The organism is Clostridium sp. KNHs216 (genome assembly GCF_006714885.1).
Taxonomy (GTDB): Bacteria; Bacillota; Clostridia; order Oscillospirales; family Acutalibacteraceae; genus Caproiciproducens.
In genome coordinates this window covers 430154-444734 of record NZ_VFMF01000001.1, presented here as the reverse complement: position 1 = coordinate 444734, position 14581 = coordinate 430154, and the positions used below count along the sequence as shown (strand labels likewise).

15 protein-coding genes are annotated in these 14581 nt (G+C 52.8%); 12 read left to right on the top strand and 3 right to left on the bottom strand.

Annotated elements, in window-relative coordinates; translation table 11 throughout:
* Nucleotides 1-14: 14 nt before the first annotated feature.
* From LY85_RS02225 to purD, 12 genes are all read left to right on the top strand, one after another.
* Complete coding sequence (locus LY85_RS02225; RefSeq protein ID WP_038324285.1) at nucleotides 15-1133, top strand: class I SAM-dependent RNA methyltransferase; 1119 nt, start codon at nucleotides 15-17, stop codon at nucleotides 1131-1133.
* Nucleotides 1134-1165: 32 nt separating this feature from the next.
* Entirely contained in the window at nucleotides 1166-2068 is a 903-nt protein-coding gene (locus LY85_RS02220; protein WP_141825295.1) for a diacylglycerol kinase family protein, read from the top strand.
* 157 nt (nucleotides 2069-2225) lie between these two features.
* Nucleotides 2226-2510: a co-chaperone GroES gene (locus LY85_RS02215; RefSeq protein ID WP_038324283.1), complete on the top strand. Its 285-nt coding sequence runs from the start codon at nucleotides 2226-2228 to the stop codon at nucleotides 2508-2510.
* 39 nt (nucleotides 2511-2549) lie between these two features.
* Entirely contained in the window at nucleotides 2550-4184 is a 1635-nt protein-coding gene (groL, locus tag LY85_RS02210; protein ID WP_141825294.1) for a chaperonin GroEL, read from the top strand.
* A 242-nt stretch (nucleotides 4185-4426) separates the two neighbouring features.
* On the top strand, nucleotides 4427-4882 hold the full coding sequence (locus LY85_RS02205; RefSeq protein ID WP_038324281.1) for an NfeD family protein: 456 nt from the start codon (nucleotides 4427-4429) through the stop codon (nucleotides 4880-4882).
* 1 nt (nucleotide 4883) lies between these two features.
* On the top strand, nucleotides 4884-5801 hold the full coding sequence (locus tag LY85_RS02200) for an SPFH domain-containing protein (protein ID WP_141825293.1): 918 nt from the start codon (nucleotides 4884-4886) through the stop codon (nucleotides 5799-5801).
* 303 nt (nucleotides 5802-6104) lie between these two features.
* Nucleotides 6105-6611: a 5-(carboxyamino)imidazole ribonucleotide mutase gene (gene purE / locus LY85_RS02195; RefSeq protein ID WP_141825292.1), complete on the top strand. Its 507-nt coding sequence runs from the start codon at nucleotides 6105-6107 to the stop codon at nucleotides 6609-6611.
* Nucleotides 6612-6633: 22 nt separating this feature from the next.
* Nucleotides 6634-7668 (top strand): phosphoribosylformylglycinamidine cyclo-ligase, encoded by a 1035-nt coding sequence (purM, locus tag LY85_RS02190; RefSeq protein ID WP_141825291.1) that lies wholly within the window; start codon nucleotides 6634-6636, stop codon nucleotides 7666-7668.
* Nucleotides 7662-8291, top strand: coding sequence for a phosphoribosylglycinamide formyltransferase (gene purN / locus LY85_RS02185; protein ID WP_141825290.1), 630 nt, complete (start codon nucleotides 7662-7664; stop codon nucleotides 8289-8291). Before purM ends, purN begins: the two co-directional genes overlap by 7 nt.
* Before the next feature lie 2 nt (nucleotides 8292-8293).
* The gene (locus LY85_RS02180) at nucleotides 8294-9001 is read left to right on the top strand and encodes an IMP cyclohydrolase (RefSeq protein ID WP_141825289.1); all 708 of its coding nucleotides are present in this window, start codon (nucleotides 8294-8296) and stop codon (nucleotides 8999-9001) included.
* A 15-nt stretch (nucleotides 9002-9016) separates the two neighbouring features.
* Nucleotides 9017-10195 carry a phosphoribosylaminoimidazolecarboxamide formyltransferase gene (locus LY85_RS02175; RefSeq protein WP_141825288.1) on the top strand — a complete coding sequence of 393 codons (1179 nt, stop codon included), beginning with the start codon at nucleotides 9017-9019 and terminating at the stop codon, nucleotides 10193-10195.
* A 21-nt stretch (nucleotides 10196-10216) separates the two neighbouring features.
* Nucleotides 10217-11476: a phosphoribosylamine--glycine ligase gene (purD, locus tag LY85_RS02170; protein ID WP_141825287.1), complete on the top strand. Its 1260-nt coding sequence runs from the start codon at nucleotides 10217-10219 to the stop codon at nucleotides 11474-11476.
* 50 nt (nucleotides 11477-11526) lie between these two features.
* Here the strand turns inward: purD and LY85_RS02165 are convergent, their stop codons facing one another.
* From LY85_RS02165 to pheT, 3 genes are all read right to left on the bottom strand, one after another.
* The gene (locus LY85_RS02165) at nucleotides 11527-11826 is read right to left on the bottom strand and encodes a hypothetical protein (protein WP_141825286.1); all 300 of its coding nucleotides are present in this window, start codon (nucleotides 11824-11826) and stop codon (nucleotides 11527-11529) included.
* Nucleotides 11827-11882: 56 nt separating this feature from the next.
* Nucleotides 11883-12128 carry an IreB family regulatory phosphoprotein gene (locus LY85_RS02160; RefSeq protein ID WP_038324264.1) on the bottom strand — a complete coding sequence of 82 codons (246 nt, stop codon included), beginning with the start codon at nucleotides 12126-12128 and terminating at the stop codon, nucleotides 11883-11885.
* 72 nt (nucleotides 12129-12200) lie between these two features.
* Nucleotides 12201-14579: a phenylalanine--tRNA ligase subunit beta gene (gene pheT / locus LY85_RS02155; RefSeq protein ID WP_141825285.1), complete on the bottom strand. Its 2379-nt coding sequence runs from the start codon at nucleotides 14577-14579 to the stop codon at nucleotides 12201-12203.
* Nucleotides 14580-14581: the final 2 nt, after the last annotated feature.

Below are 14581 nucleotides of genomic sequence, written 5' to 3'. Positions count from 1 at the left end.
TTTTGGAGTGGAATATGGATCATTTTAAATTGGTATGCCCCTGCCTTCTCGGGGTGGAAGGCCTTGTGGCGGAAGAACTGCGTGCAATGGACGCGAAAAATGTGGAGCCCCAGAACGGACGGGTCGTTTTTGACGGCTCCGACGAAATGCTTGTCCGGGCAAATCTCTGGTCGCGTTACGGGGAACGCGTGCTGGTGCAGATGGGAAATTTCCGGGCGCTCAGCTTTGAGGAGCTCTTTCAGGGGGTAAAGGCCCTGCCGTGGGAGCGGTGGATCGGGAAAGACGACCGTTTCCCGGTCAAGGGACGCAGCCTGAGTTCCAAGCTGTCCAGCGTTCCCGACTGCCAGTCCATCATCAAAAAAGCGATTGTGGAGCGTTTGAAGCAAAAGTACCATGTCGGCTGGTTCGAGGAGACGGGAACGCTTTATCAGGTCCAGTTCCTGATCATGAAGGACCAGGTCAGCATCATGATCGATACCTCCGGAGAGGGGCTTCACAAGCGGGGATACCGCGCAAGCTCCACGGAGGCGCCGATTAAGGAGACGCTTGCCGCCTGCATGGTGCATCTTTCCCGCGTACGGCACGACGCGAACTTTATCGACCCGTTCTGCGGTTCCGGTACGCTTCTGATCGAGGCCGCCATGTACGCGCTGAATATCGCCCCGGGCCTGCAGCGTCATTTTTCCGCCGAACGCTGGGACTGTATCGATAAGACCCTTTGGCAAAAGGAAAAGGTACGCGCGCAGAGTATGGTCCTGCGCGACGCTCCGTTTACCGCTCACGGCTACGATATTGACGGTGCGGCGGTCACGCTCACGCTGGAAAACGCGAAAAAGGCCGGAGTTATTTCCCAGATTCACGCGGAAAAACGGGGGATAGAGGATTTCACGCCGGTGGGCGAATACGGCTGTGTGATCTGTAACCCGCCCTATGGGGAGCGCCTATTGGACATGCGTCAGGCGGAAGAGCTTTACAGGACCATGGGCAGCGTTTTTGAACAAAGGCATGGATGGAGCTACTCCATTATCAGCCCGGACGAGACCTTTGAAGATTGTTACGGCCGCAAGGCCGACCGGCGCAGAAAGCTTTACAACGGCATGATTAAATGCCAATACTACATGTATTTTAAATAATATTCCTCAAATCATTTCAGCTGGAGGCTATCATGCGGTATGTATTTATTGTAAATCCCGTCGCCGGTAAAAAGAATGCTTATGATACGGTGTTTCCTGCTATCCGCAAATATCTGGACGCGAACGGAATCGAATTTTCGTGTTATGTCACCGAAAGGCCGAAGCATGCCACCGAGCTTGCGGAAACAGAGAGCGGAAAAGGGGATGCGGTCCGGATTTACGCTGTCGGAGGAGATGGGACGCTGAGCGAGACGGCGGCCGGCGCGATCGGGAGAAAAAATGCCGAGGTGGGAATTTTCCCCTGCGGTTCCGGCAATGACTATATCAAAACTTTTGGGGAAGCCGCGAACTTTTTGTCTTTGAAAAAGCAGTTGAAAGCACACTCCCACTCCGTGGATATGATTCATTCCAACGGGCAGTATTCCATTAACCTTTGTTCCGTGGGGCTGGACGCCAGGGTCGCTTTTGAAATGGTGAAATTCAAGGACATTCCCTTTATCAGCGGGCCTATGGCCTATAATCTGGCGGTTGCAAAAGTGCTTGCCGGAAAACTGGGCGAACAGCTGGAGATTCTGATCGACGGCGGAAAAAGGTTTGACGGCACTTATCTGTTCGCTCTGGCCGGCAGCGGAAAGTATTACGGCGGGGGTTTTTGCGGCGCGCCGCAGGCCGTTCCGGACGACGGGCTGCTGGATTTTGTGCTGATCAAAAAGCCGCCCCTGTATAAAATTCCGACCCTGATTAAGATCTACAAGAACGGCGGACATCTGGAATCTGAAAAATTCAGAAGCCTTCTGACGTTTTGCCGGGGAAAGAAAATGGAAATCACAGCGCCGAATCTGGCCATCGCCAATTTTGACGGCGAGTGTGCCGTAATCAGAAGCCTCCGTTTTGAGGTGGTTCCGAACGCGGTTAATTTTATTGTCCCGGTTTAGAAATACAAAAAATTCACAATAATTGTAAATAATTTATGAAATTGAAGATTTTTAGAAAAAAGCACTTGATTTTCCGGACATAAGTATATAGAATATATCTTAGCACTCGGGGATTGTGAGTGCTAAAACAAATCAATTATTTGAAGGAGGACATATTATGACTATTAAACCATTGGCAGACAGAATTTTAATTAAAATGGAAGAAGCCGAGGAGACCACGAAGGGCGGTATTCTTCTTGCCGGCTCCGCAAAGGAAAAGCCGCAGATCGCGGATGTGATCGAGGTAGGACCCGGCGGCGTCGTGGACGGCAAAGAAGTTAAAATGTATGTGAAAAAGGGCGACAGAGTCATAACGAACAAGTATTCCGGAACCGAAATCAAGATTGACGGTGAGGAATTTACCATCGTTCGCCAGAGCGATATTCTTGCAGTTGTAGAGTAATTGATAGAGATCATAAATTGATATTGGAGGAAATAAATAATGGCTAAACAGATTATTTACGGCGAGGATGCCAGAAAAGCGCTTTTAAGCGGTATTAATCAGCTTGCTGATACAGTAAAAATTACCCTTGGCCCGAAGGGCAGAAACGTCGTTCTCGACAAAAAATTCGGTTCTCCCCTGATTACCAACGACGGCGTCACCATTGCCAAAGAAATCGAGCTGGAAGACGCTTTTGAAAATATGGGCGCGCAGCTTGTTAAGGAAGTCGCGACGAAGACAAACGACGTTGCCGGCGACGGTACCACCACAGCTACTCTGCTTGCGCAGGCCATTATCCGCGAGGGCATGAAGAACGTAACCGCGGGCGCCAACCCGATGGAGGTCCGCAAGGGCGTACAGAAGGCCGTTGACGCTGCCGTAAAATCTTTGGCGGATCATTCCAAAAAGGTTTCCGGTTCCGAGGATATCGCCCGTGTTGCAACGATTTCCGCTTCCAGCGATTTTATCGGCAAGCTGATTTCCGAAGCAATGGAGAAAGTAACCTCCGACGGGGTCATTACAGTAGAAGAGTCCAAAACGGCTGAAACATACTCCGAGGTCGTAGAAGGCATGATGTTCGACCGCGGCTATATTACTCCCTATATGGTAACAGACACAGAAAAAATGGAAGCCGTTATTGATGATGCATATATTTTGATTACAGACAAGAAGATTTCCAATATCCAGGAAATCCTTCCGCTTCTGGAAAAGATCGTACAGTCCGGTAAGAAACTGGTTATTATCGCAGAGGATATCGAGGGCGAGGCTCTTACCACCCTGATCCTGAATAAACTGCGCGGCACCTTTACCTGTGTCGGTGTAAAGGCTCCGGGCTTTGGCGACAGAAGAAAAGACATGCTCCGCGATATCGCCGTTCTGACAGGCGGTCAGGTGATTTCCGAAGAGCTTGGACTGGAGCTCAAAGAGGCTACGATTGAGCAGCTCGGCCGTGCGCGTCAGGTAAAGGTGGACAAAGAGAACACCATTATTGTCGACGGTGCCGGTGACAAGGATGAAATCAAAGCAAGGGTCTCCCAGATCCGTTCCCAGATTGGGACCACAACCTCCGACTTCGACCGTGAGAAGCTGCAGGAGCGTCTTGCCAAGCTTTCCGGCGGCGTAGCCGTTATCAAAGTCGGCGCGGCAACCGAAGTGGAAATGAAAGAGCAGAAGCTCCGCATTGAGGATGCTCTTGCCGCAACAAAGGCTGCTGTGGAAGAAGGCATCGTAGCGGGCGGCGGCGTTGCCCTGCTGAACACCTTTAAGGCTGTGGAGCAGGTTGTTGAGGAGAGTGAAGGCGACGCAAAGACCGGCGCCAAGATTATTCTGAAAGTGCTTGAGGAGCCGATCCGCCAGATCGCTGCAAACGCGGGCCTTGAAGGCTCTGTGATTGTGGAACACATCAAGAATGCCGATAAGATTGGCTACGGTTTCAACGCTCTTACCGAGGAGTACGGCGATATGATTTCCTCCTTCGGTATTGTGGACCCGACCAAGGTAACGCGTTCTGCACTGCAGAACGCGGCTTCCGTAGCGGCCATGGTGCTCACTACGGAATCTCTGGTAACAGACAAGAAAGAGCCCGCTGCCGCTCCCGCGATGCCGGCTGACCCGGGCATGGGCGGCATGTATTAATCGTAAATAACAGTATTTCAAAAGGACGGACGCTTTTTGGCGCCCGTCCTTTCTTGTTTGTTCATCCACGGACCGGCCAAGCGAGAGCCGGCCCGGCTTACTCAGCCCCAATCCGGGCCGAGGGGATGGACTTATCTGCCCGGTAAAAAACGGGCCAAAACCGTCTTTTTTGACGATTTGGCGTTGTTGTTTTCATATTGGAATTGTGGTAAGATAAATGCAACACCGGAAGGAGTGAAAACATGGAGACATATTTGCCTTACTTTTGGCTCGCGGTGATTATTGTCGCGGCAGTCGTCGAAGGCTCTACCGCTCAGCTGGTTTCCATCTGGTTTGTTGCAGGCGGGGTCGGCGCGCTGATTGCAAACCTCTGCGGAGCCGAGCTTTGGACCCAAACGGTGGTGTTTGTGGTGGTAACCGCCATTACGCTGGTAAGTACCAGGCCGTTGGTGAAAAAGCTGATGAATTTCAAGAAAGAAGAGACCAATGCGGATCGCTATATTGGAAAGGACGGCATTGTGATAGCCGAAATTAACAATACCCTGGGCGTAGGACAGGTGAATGTTCTGGGCAGCGTCTGGACGGCGCGGAGCGAAGACGGTTCGGTCATAAAAATCGGAGAACATGTACTGATCAAAGCAATCGAAGGGGTTAAACTGATTGTAACGGTACATAATGGAATGAAGGAGGAAGAATAGAATGGGAATCAATCTGGCGGCGATTTTTCTGGTCGCGCTTGCAATTATTGTTCTTATTATCTTAATCAGTAATATCAAGGTCGTGCCTCAGGCGCACGTGTATGTGGTGGAACGTCTTGGTGCTTACAACAGCACCTGGACGACCGGCCTTCACTTTAAAATCCCGTTTATCGACAAAATCTCAAAAAGGGTTTCTTTAAAGGAGCAGGTCATCGATTTCCCACCGCAGCCCGTTATCACAAAGGACAACGTCACCATGCAGATCGACACCGTCGTGTATTTTCAGGTTTCCGACGCAAAGCTCTATGCCTACGGTGTGGAGCGGCCGATTTCCGCAATTGAAAACCTGTCCGCCACCACGCTGAGAAACATCATCGGCGATCTGGAGCTGGATCATACGCTGACCTCCCGCGACGTCATCAATACGAAAATCCGCACCATCCTTGACGAAGCCACCGACGCGTGGGGCATCAAAGTCAACCGTGTGGAGCTGAAAAACATCATCCCGCCGAGGGAGATTCAGGAATCCATGGAGAAACAGATGAAGGCCGAGCGTGAGCGCCGTGCCCAGATTCTGACCGCGGAAGGCGAAAAGCGCAGTGCTATCCTGATTGCGGAAGGCGAGAAGGAATCCGCGATTCTGCGCGCGGATGCGGAAAAGGAAACAAAAATCCGTGAAGCACAGGGCGAGGCACAGGCGATCATGCTGGTGCAGCAGGCCTATGCGGACAGTATCAAGCTTTTGAACGAGTCTAACCCGGGCGACAGCGTCCTTGCGCTCAAGAGTCTGGAAGCGTTTGAAAAGGCTGCGGACGGAAAAGCCACGAAGATTATTATTCCGTCCAACATCCAGTCTTTTGCGGGTCTTGCCACATCCCTGAAGGAACTGGTGGCGAATGATGCCGGCGCTGCAGAATAAGCCGGGTCATACTGTACAAATTATGACAAGACAAGCTGCTCTGCGCATGATAACTGTACAAAAAAAATTTTTCGCATGTACAACTATTGAATTTATCGTCGGAATCACCTACAATAAATACATTATGTGTTGTCGGAGGGGAATGCAATGACAGTATCTTCCGTTCGTAGGTTAAAGGGAACTGGAATTGTTTACTGTCAAGCTGCGCCAATATTCCGGATGTTATAATGGCTTCAGGCTGTGCCATCTCATGGTGCAGCCTGTTTTTTTATTGCTCCGGACCGACAGAAACAGGAGAGTGTAATGATGGCAGATAAAAAAGTAGCGATCATCATGGGAAGCGACAGTGACTTCCCGGTCGTTTCGGCTGCGGTGAAGCGGCTGAAAGCGTTTGGAATCCCAATGGAAGTGCATGTGATGTCCGCGCACAGAACGCCGCAGGCGGCCGCGGAATTTTCCCGTTCCGCCGCTGAGAACGGATTTGGAGTAATCATTGCGGCGGCAGGGAAGGCGGCGCATCTGGCTGGCGTGCTTGCCGCGCACACCACCCTGCCGGTCATCGGCATTCCGGTTAAGTCCTCCACCCTTGACGGCCTTGACGCCCTGCTGGCGACGGTACAGATGCCAAGCGGGATTCCGGTTGCCACCGTGGCGATTGACGGAGCGGATAACGCCGCGATTCTTGCGGCGCAGATGCTGGCCCTTTCGGATGAAACGCTGGCCGCGAAGCTGCGGGAAATGAAACAGTCAATGGCGGAGGGCGTCGCGAAGAAGGATGAGGCGCTGCAGGCGAAGGTTCAGGAACTGTGAGAAAATATTGGGAGGATCGGACATGAAAAGTTTCAGCGATAGTTATAAAGCGGCCGGAGTCGACGTTACCGCCGGATATAAAGCGGTCGAATTGATGAAAAACCATGTGGCCCGCACCAAAATACCGGGTGTGGTTTCGGGAATCGGAGGGTTTGGCGGGCTGTTCCAGCCGGATCTTTCCGGGATGAAAACGCCGGTTTTTGTCAGCGGTACGGACGGCGTCGGCACAAAGCTGAAAATCGCTTTTTTAATGGACAAGCATGACACGATTGGAATCGACTGTGTGGCAATGTGCGTCAACGACGTTGTTTGCTGCGGGGCAACGCCGCTCTTTTTCCTGGATTATCTCGCGGTAGGGAAAAACTATCCGGAAAGGATTGCGCAGATCGTATCCGGTGTCGCGGACGGCTGTGTGCAGTCCGGCTGCGCGCTGGTTGGCGGGGAAACGGCGGAAATGCCCGGCTTTTATCCCGTTGACGAATACGACCTGGCGGGTTTCTCCGTCGGAATGGTCGACAGGGACCGTATCATTGACGGGTCTGAAATTGAGGTCGGCGACGCGATCATCGGGCTGCAGTCCTCCGGCGTTCATTCCAACGGCTTTTCGCTGGTCCGTAAAATCTTCAATATCAGCGAGAAAAATATCAATATGCAGATCAATGAATTTGGCCATACCCTTGGGGAAGAGCTTCTGACTCCGACTAAAATTTATGTAAAGCCGGTGCTGGCGCTGATGGAAAAGGTCGGCATCAAGGCGGTTTCTCATATTACGGGCGGCGGATTCTTTGAAAATATTCCGCGTATGCTCAAGCCCGATACGACGGCCAAAATCGAGCTGGCCTCCCTGCCGAAGCTGCCGGTCTTTTCCATGATGCAGAGGCAGGGGAATATCCCTGAGCGCGAAATGTACAACACCTTCAACATGGGGATCGGCATGTGCATGGTCGTCTCCAAAGAGCAGGCCAACACCGCGGTCGCCGAACTGAATTCCATGGGTGAGTTTGCCTATGTGATCGGAAACGTGGTTTCCGGCGGGGAAGGTGTCATCCTATGCTGAACATCGCTGTTCTGGTTTCCGGCGGCGGAACAAATCTGCAGGCACTGATTGACGCCCGGAACCGGTCCGAGCTCAGCGGCGGAAAGCTGGCGCTTGTCGTATCCGGCAGGTCGGATGCTTTTGCCCTGCAGCGCGCGGAAAAGGCGGGAATTCCTGTGGAAATCCTGCTCCGAAAGAGTTTTGCGGCGCAGGAGGACTACGACCGTTCCCTTCTGGAAATCCTGAGCCGGTACGAAATCGATCTTGTCGTCCTTGCGGGCTTTATGACCATTATCAGCGAAAAGGTTGTCCGGCACTATGAAAACAGAATCATCAATGTTCATCCGGCTTTGATTCCTTCCTTCTGCGGAGAAGGCTTCTATGGGCTGAAGGTCCACGAGGCCGCGCTTACGAAGGGAGTCAGGGTAACGGGGGCGACCGTGCATTTTGTCAACGAGGTCTGCGACGGCGGGCCGATTATTCTGCAAAAGGCGGTGGAGGTTCTGCCGGGCGATACGCCGGAAACCCTCCAGCGCAGGGTGATGGAGCAGGCGGAATGGAAGCTGCTGCCCAAAGCGGTTTCGCTGTTCTGCGAAGGCAGAATTGAAGTGGCTGACGGAAGAACCGTCATTAAGGAGGACTGAGCATGGAAATACAGAATATCGAAAGCAATCTGTCGTCCAATGCGTATCCGGGGCGCGGGATCATTCTCGGCAGGAGCGAGGATGGCAAAAACGCCGTGATCGCCTATTTTATCATGGGGCGCAGTGAGAACAGCCGCAACCGAGTCTTTATGGAGGACGGCGAGGGAATTCGCACACAGGCGTTCGACCCGGACAAGCTGAGCGACCCTTCCCTGATTATCTATTCGCCGGTCAGGGTTTTCGGCGGGACCACCATTGTCACGAACGGCGACCAGACCGACACGGTCTATGAATTTTTAGAGGCGGGAAAGACTTTTGAGTCCGCTCTGCGCACGCGTACCTTTGAACCGGACGGGCCGAATTTTACGCCCCGTGTTTCCGGTATTGTGGAAGCGGACGGAAGCTATCGGCTGTCCATTCTGAAAAGTGCAAACGGGAATCCGGCCTCTGCGCAGCGCTTTTTCTATGAATATTCCTCCCCGGTCAGCGGGGAAGGGCATTTTATCCATACTTATCAGGGAGACGGCAATCCCCTTCCCTCCTTTGAGGGCGAGCCGACGCTGGTCGGCATTTCCGGCGAGATTGACCATTTTACGCAGAAGCTCTGGGAAAACCTGTCTGAAGAAAATAAGGTTTCTCTGTTTACCCGTTTCATCAACCTGAAAACCGGACTGACGGAAACCAGAGTCATCAACAAAAACCACGATTAACAGGAGGGCGCTGAAATGTCAAATGAGCTTACTTTAAAATACGGCTGCAATCCGAACCAGAAGCCGTCGCGCATTTTCATGCAGGATGGAAGCGAGCTTCCAATCGAGGTGCTGAACGGAAAACCGGGCTACATCAATTTTCTGGACGCCTTCAACAGCTGGCAGCTGGTCAAAGAGCTGAAAGCCGCCGTGGGGCTTCCCGCCGCCGCCTCTTTTAAGCATGTCAGCCCCGCGGGCGCCGCAGTTGCGTGCGAGCTGTCCGACACGCTGAAAAAGATTTATTTTGTTGACGACCTTACACTTTCCCCGCTTGCCAGCGCGTACGCCATGGCCAGGGGAGCGGACAGAATGTCTTCCTACGGCGACTGGATCGCCCTGTCCGACATCTGCGACAGGGAAACGGCGACCTTGATCGCACGCGAGGTTTCGGACGGGATCATTGCTCCGGGCTATACGGAGGAAGCGCTTGCCATTTTGAAATCCAAGCGCAAGGGCGGCTACAACATTGTCTCGATTCAGCCGGACTACAGGCCCGCTCCCGTCGAGCATAAGGACGTTTTCGGCATTACGTTTGAGCAGGGCAGAAATGAAATTCTGATCGACAACGACATGCTTTCCAATGTCATAACGGAGAATCGGGAAATTACCGAAAGCGCGAAGCGCGATCTGCTGATTTCCCTGATCACCCTGAAATACACGCAGTCCAATTCCGTTTGCTACGTGAAAGGCGGGCAGGTGATCGGTGTCGGCGCGGGGCAGCAGTCCCGCATCCACTGTACCCGTCTGGCGGGAAATAAAGCGGACGTCTGGTATTTGCGCCAGCACCCGAAGGTGCTTGGGCTGAAATTTAAGGAAGGAATCCGCCGCCCCGACCGCGACAACACCATTGATGTGTATATTTCCGACGATTACATGGACGTTCTGGCGGACGGAATCTGGGAGAATTTCTTTGCGCAGAAGCCGGAACCGCTTACCCGTGAGGAAAAACGCGCCTGGCTGGATACGTTAACGGATGTAGCGCTGGGTTCGGACGCCTTTTTCCCGTTCGGGGACAATATTGAGCGCGCTCACAAAAGCGGCGTGAAATATATTGCGCAGCCGGGCGGTTCCATCCGCGACGACAATGTCATTGATACCTGCAACAAATACGGAATCGCTATGGCCTTTACCGGCATGAGGCTGTTCCACCATTAATAAGACGTAGGAGCGGATAATATGAAGATACTGGTCATCGGCGGGGGAGGCCGCGAGCATACCATTGTGCGTAAAATCAAGGAAAGTCCAAAGGTGGAAAAGGTCTATTGTGCTCCCGGTAACGGCGGAATTTCACGGGACGCCGAGTGTGTGGATATCCCGGTAACGGATATCGACGGCGTGGTCCGGTTTGCAAAGGAGAAGCGGGTCGATCTGGTTTTTGTCGCTCCCGACGACCCGCTTGCCGCCGGGATGGTGGACGCGCTGGAATCGGAGGGAATCCGTGCGTTCGGCCCTCGCGCCAACGCGGCTGTGATTGAAAGCAGCAAGGTATTCTCCAAGGATTTAATGAAAAAATATCATATTCCCACCCCGGGATATGAGGTCTTTGACGACCCGCGTGCCGCGATAGAATATATCCTGGCAAATAACCAATATCCCATCGTCATCAAGGCGGACGGCCTTGCGTTGGGAAAGGGCGTGATCATAGCCGCTGATGACCGCGAGGCGTGCGACGCGGTAAAAACGATCATGGAGGATAAGGTGTTCGGTGCCTCCGGCAACCGGGTGGTAGTGGAAGAATTTATTACCGGGCCGGAAGTTTCGGTGCTGGCGTTCACGGACGGAAAATGCCTGAAACCGATGGTTTCCTCCAAAGACCACAAGCGAGCGCTGGACGGGGACAAGGGCCTGAATACCGGCGGAATGGGCACGATCAGCCCGAACCCGTATTACTCCGAAGAAATGGCGGAGCTGTGCATGAAAACCATCTTCCTGCCGACCGTAGAGGCGATGAACCGGGAAGGCAGAACGTTCAAGGGATGCCTGTATTTCGGCCTGATGCTGACGAAGGATGGGCCGAAGGTGATCGAATACAATTCCCGTTTCGGCGATCCGGAAACACAGGTGGTCCTGCCCCGGCTGAAGACCGATTTCGTAGAGATTCTGGAGGCGGTCGTCGACGAACGGCTGGACACCCAGCCGATCGAATGGAGCCGGGAAGCCTGTGCCTGTGTCGTGATGGCTTCCGGCGGATATCCCGGAAGCTATGCCAAAGGGCTCGAAATTTCCGGCCTTGACGATTACGGACAGGTGGAGGGCGCCACCGTTTACCACGCGGGAACGCTGTATCGGGACCGTCGGTTCTACACCAACGGCGGCCGTGTTTTGGGGGTCGCCGCGCTGGGCGGCACTTTGGACGAGGCGCTGGAAAAGGCTTATGCCTGCGTTGGCAAAATCCGGTTTGAGGGTGCTCATTACCGGCGGGATATCGGGAAATAGATACAAAAAGGGCGATACGGAAAATTCCGTATCGCCCTTCATTATATGATCTATTCTGCAAGCGCCCTGGTCAGCCAGGCGTCCGCAATATCCATTGCAAGGTAAAGCCCGGTTTTTTCACTGGATTTTATAATCTGTTTGCGCGAGCGGATGTTCTGATCCGTATACATCAGCTGTATAGTGACCCGGTCCGCAACGTCAAGGTCCTGAACCTTTTTTTTGCTTTTTATTTCAAGCTTTACAACATATTTATCCTGCATGCTTCCGTAATAAATCACATCACCGCAGCGCACCAACGGCTTGCCCTTGTAGGTAGGGAACTGAGGTTTGCTTTCGTCTACATCATTCATTCGTGTGTCGTCCTCCTTCTGTTCAATTCATAAGTGCTTCTGTAACAGTGCGTGATTTACTCACCCAAATAGGATTTCAACAATACCTGCAGCAGCTCGTCGCGGTCGATTCTGCGAATCAGGCTGCGGGCATTATTGTGTGTAGTGATATAAGTCGGATCCTCGGAAAGAATGTAGCCGACAATCTGGCTGATGGGATTGTATCCCTTTTCCTTCAGAGCATCATACACCAGGGTGAGTGTTTTTTTAATATCCTCTTCACGGTCGGTGCCGAGCGAAAAGGTCATCGTTTTATCAAGCATGGAAACACCTCCGATACTGACATCATACAACATACATACAATAATTTCAAGAACTAATTTGTGAACAGAAGCTTATGAACGTAAAATAGCGCCGGCCTTTTCAAGCTCCTTCATGATTTTTTTCATTGTTCCGGCAATGCGCTCGTCCGTCAGTGTGCTGTCTGCAGAGCGCAGGGTAACGCTGAACGCGACGCTCTTCTTGCTGGAATCGATTTGCTCACCCTTATAAACGTCAAAGAGCTTGATTTTTTCCAGCAGATTTCCGGCACCGCGGATAATGGCTTTTTCAAGCGTCAGCACGGGAGTGCTGTCGTCGCAGAGAAGAGCGAGGTCGCGGGTCACCGCGGGGAATTTTGGAAGGGGAGTATACGTCTTTTCGGACTTCGCGTATTCATACATTTTATCTACATCCAGCGAAAAGCAGTAAACCCTATCTCCGATGCCGTAATTTTCGGCGACCTTCGGATGAATTTCCCCAATCATGCCCAGACGTTCTCCATCAATGCTCAGCACGGCGCAGCGCCCTGGGTGATAACTGGGCTCTTCGGAAGAAGCCTCGATTTCCCAGCCGTATACGCAAAGTTTTTCCAAAATCTGCTCTACCATTCCTTTTGCCGTAAAGTAATCGGCGTGATTGCCGTACATTCCGACGATCAGATTGGTTTTTTCAATCGGCAGTTTGTCCTCCGAAGTCGGAATATACTCGCTGGCAAGCTCAAACAGGCACGCTTCCGCATTTCTGTTGTTGTAGTTGCGTGAAAGGACCTCCAGCATGGAGGGAAGGGCCGTGGTACGCATGATGCTGGTATCCTCGCCGAGCGGATTGGAAATCGTGATCGACTTGCGCAGCGGCGAGCTGGCCGGCATTAAAATTTTATCGTAGTATTTCGGGCTGATGAACGAATACGTCATGATCTCGCTGGCGCCCAGCGCGAGCATGGTGTCGTTGATGGTGCGCTCGAATTTTTGCCTTGCGGAATATTTTCCCTGCGCGCCACCGCCCAGCGCGGTGCCTGGAATCTTATTGTAACCGTAAAATCTTGCGATTTCTTCGGCAATGTCGGCTTTATGCTGCAGATCGGGGCGGAAGGTCGGCACCAGAATATCGTCGCCGTCGAATTCGCATTCCAGCTTGCTCAAGATCGCTTTCATCTCGTCCGCGGTCAGCTGAATGTCAAGGAAGCGGTTGATCCAGTCCGCATCCAGATGGATTCTGGTACGTTCGCCGGAGGAATGGTCGTCAACAATCCTGTCGTCAAGTACGTCTCCGGCGTCCAGCAGCTCCACCAGTTCACAGGCGCGCTCCAGCGCGGGAAGGCAGTTGTTGGGGTCCAGCCCCTTTTCATAGCGGGAGGACGCGTCGGTTCTCATTCCCTGATCTCTGGCGGTCGTGCGCACGGAAGCGCCGTTGAAGCATGCCGACTCAAACACAATCGTGGTGGTGTCATCGACGATTCCGCTGTATTCGCCGCCCATCACTCCGGCAATGGCAATCGGTTTGCGGGCATCTGCTATCACCAGATTCTTTACGGTCAGCTTATGGTCGACGCCGTCCAGCGTAGTGATGGTTTCCCCGTCCTGCGCACGGCGCACGCGGATTTTACCCTCGTCAATAAAACGCAGATCAAAGGAGTGCATCGGCTGGCCGTATTCGAGCATGACATAGTTTGTGATATCGACGATATTGTTGATCGGGCGCACACCCATGGCGCGCAGCCTTTCGCGCATCCAGCGCGGGGAGGGCTTCACACGGACATTCTTGACCACACGGGCAGAATAGATGGAGCATAGGTCCGGAGCCTCCACCTTTACGTCGAGCATTCCCTTACAGGAGCCGTTTCCCGCCTTTACAGCCGGCGTGTGTACGCCGAAGGGCTTATGGAAGGTCGCCGCCGCTTCCCGGGCAAGGCCGATCACGGAAAAGCAGTCCGGTCTGTTGGACGTAATTTCAAATTCGACTTTTGTGTCGTCGAACCCAATTGCCTTGCACACTGGCTCGCCAAGCGCGCAGTTCTCCTGTATCACGAAAATACCGTCTTCAACCGCATAGGGAAAGTCGTGCTTTGTCAGCCCCAGCTCGCTGAGGGAACAGAGCATTCCGTTGCTTTCCACGCCGCGAAGCTTGCCCTTTTTGATTTTCTTGCCGCCGGGCAGAAGGGAATTGTCCATTGCGACCGGCACCAGATCGCCCACCTTTAAATTCTGCGCACCGGTAACGATTTGAATCGGTTCCCCGGAACCGGTGTCGATCTTGGTAATCCATAAATGGTCGGAGTCCGGATGCTTTTCCAGAGAAAGCACCTTTCCCATGATCACGTTTTCAATTTCACTGCCTTCGGTCTCCCAGCCCTCGACCTTGGAGCCGCTCATGGTCATCGCTTCTGTAAAATCGCGGATCGGCATATCGTCAAGCGTTACGAATTCTTTTAACCATCTCATTGAAAGATTCATTG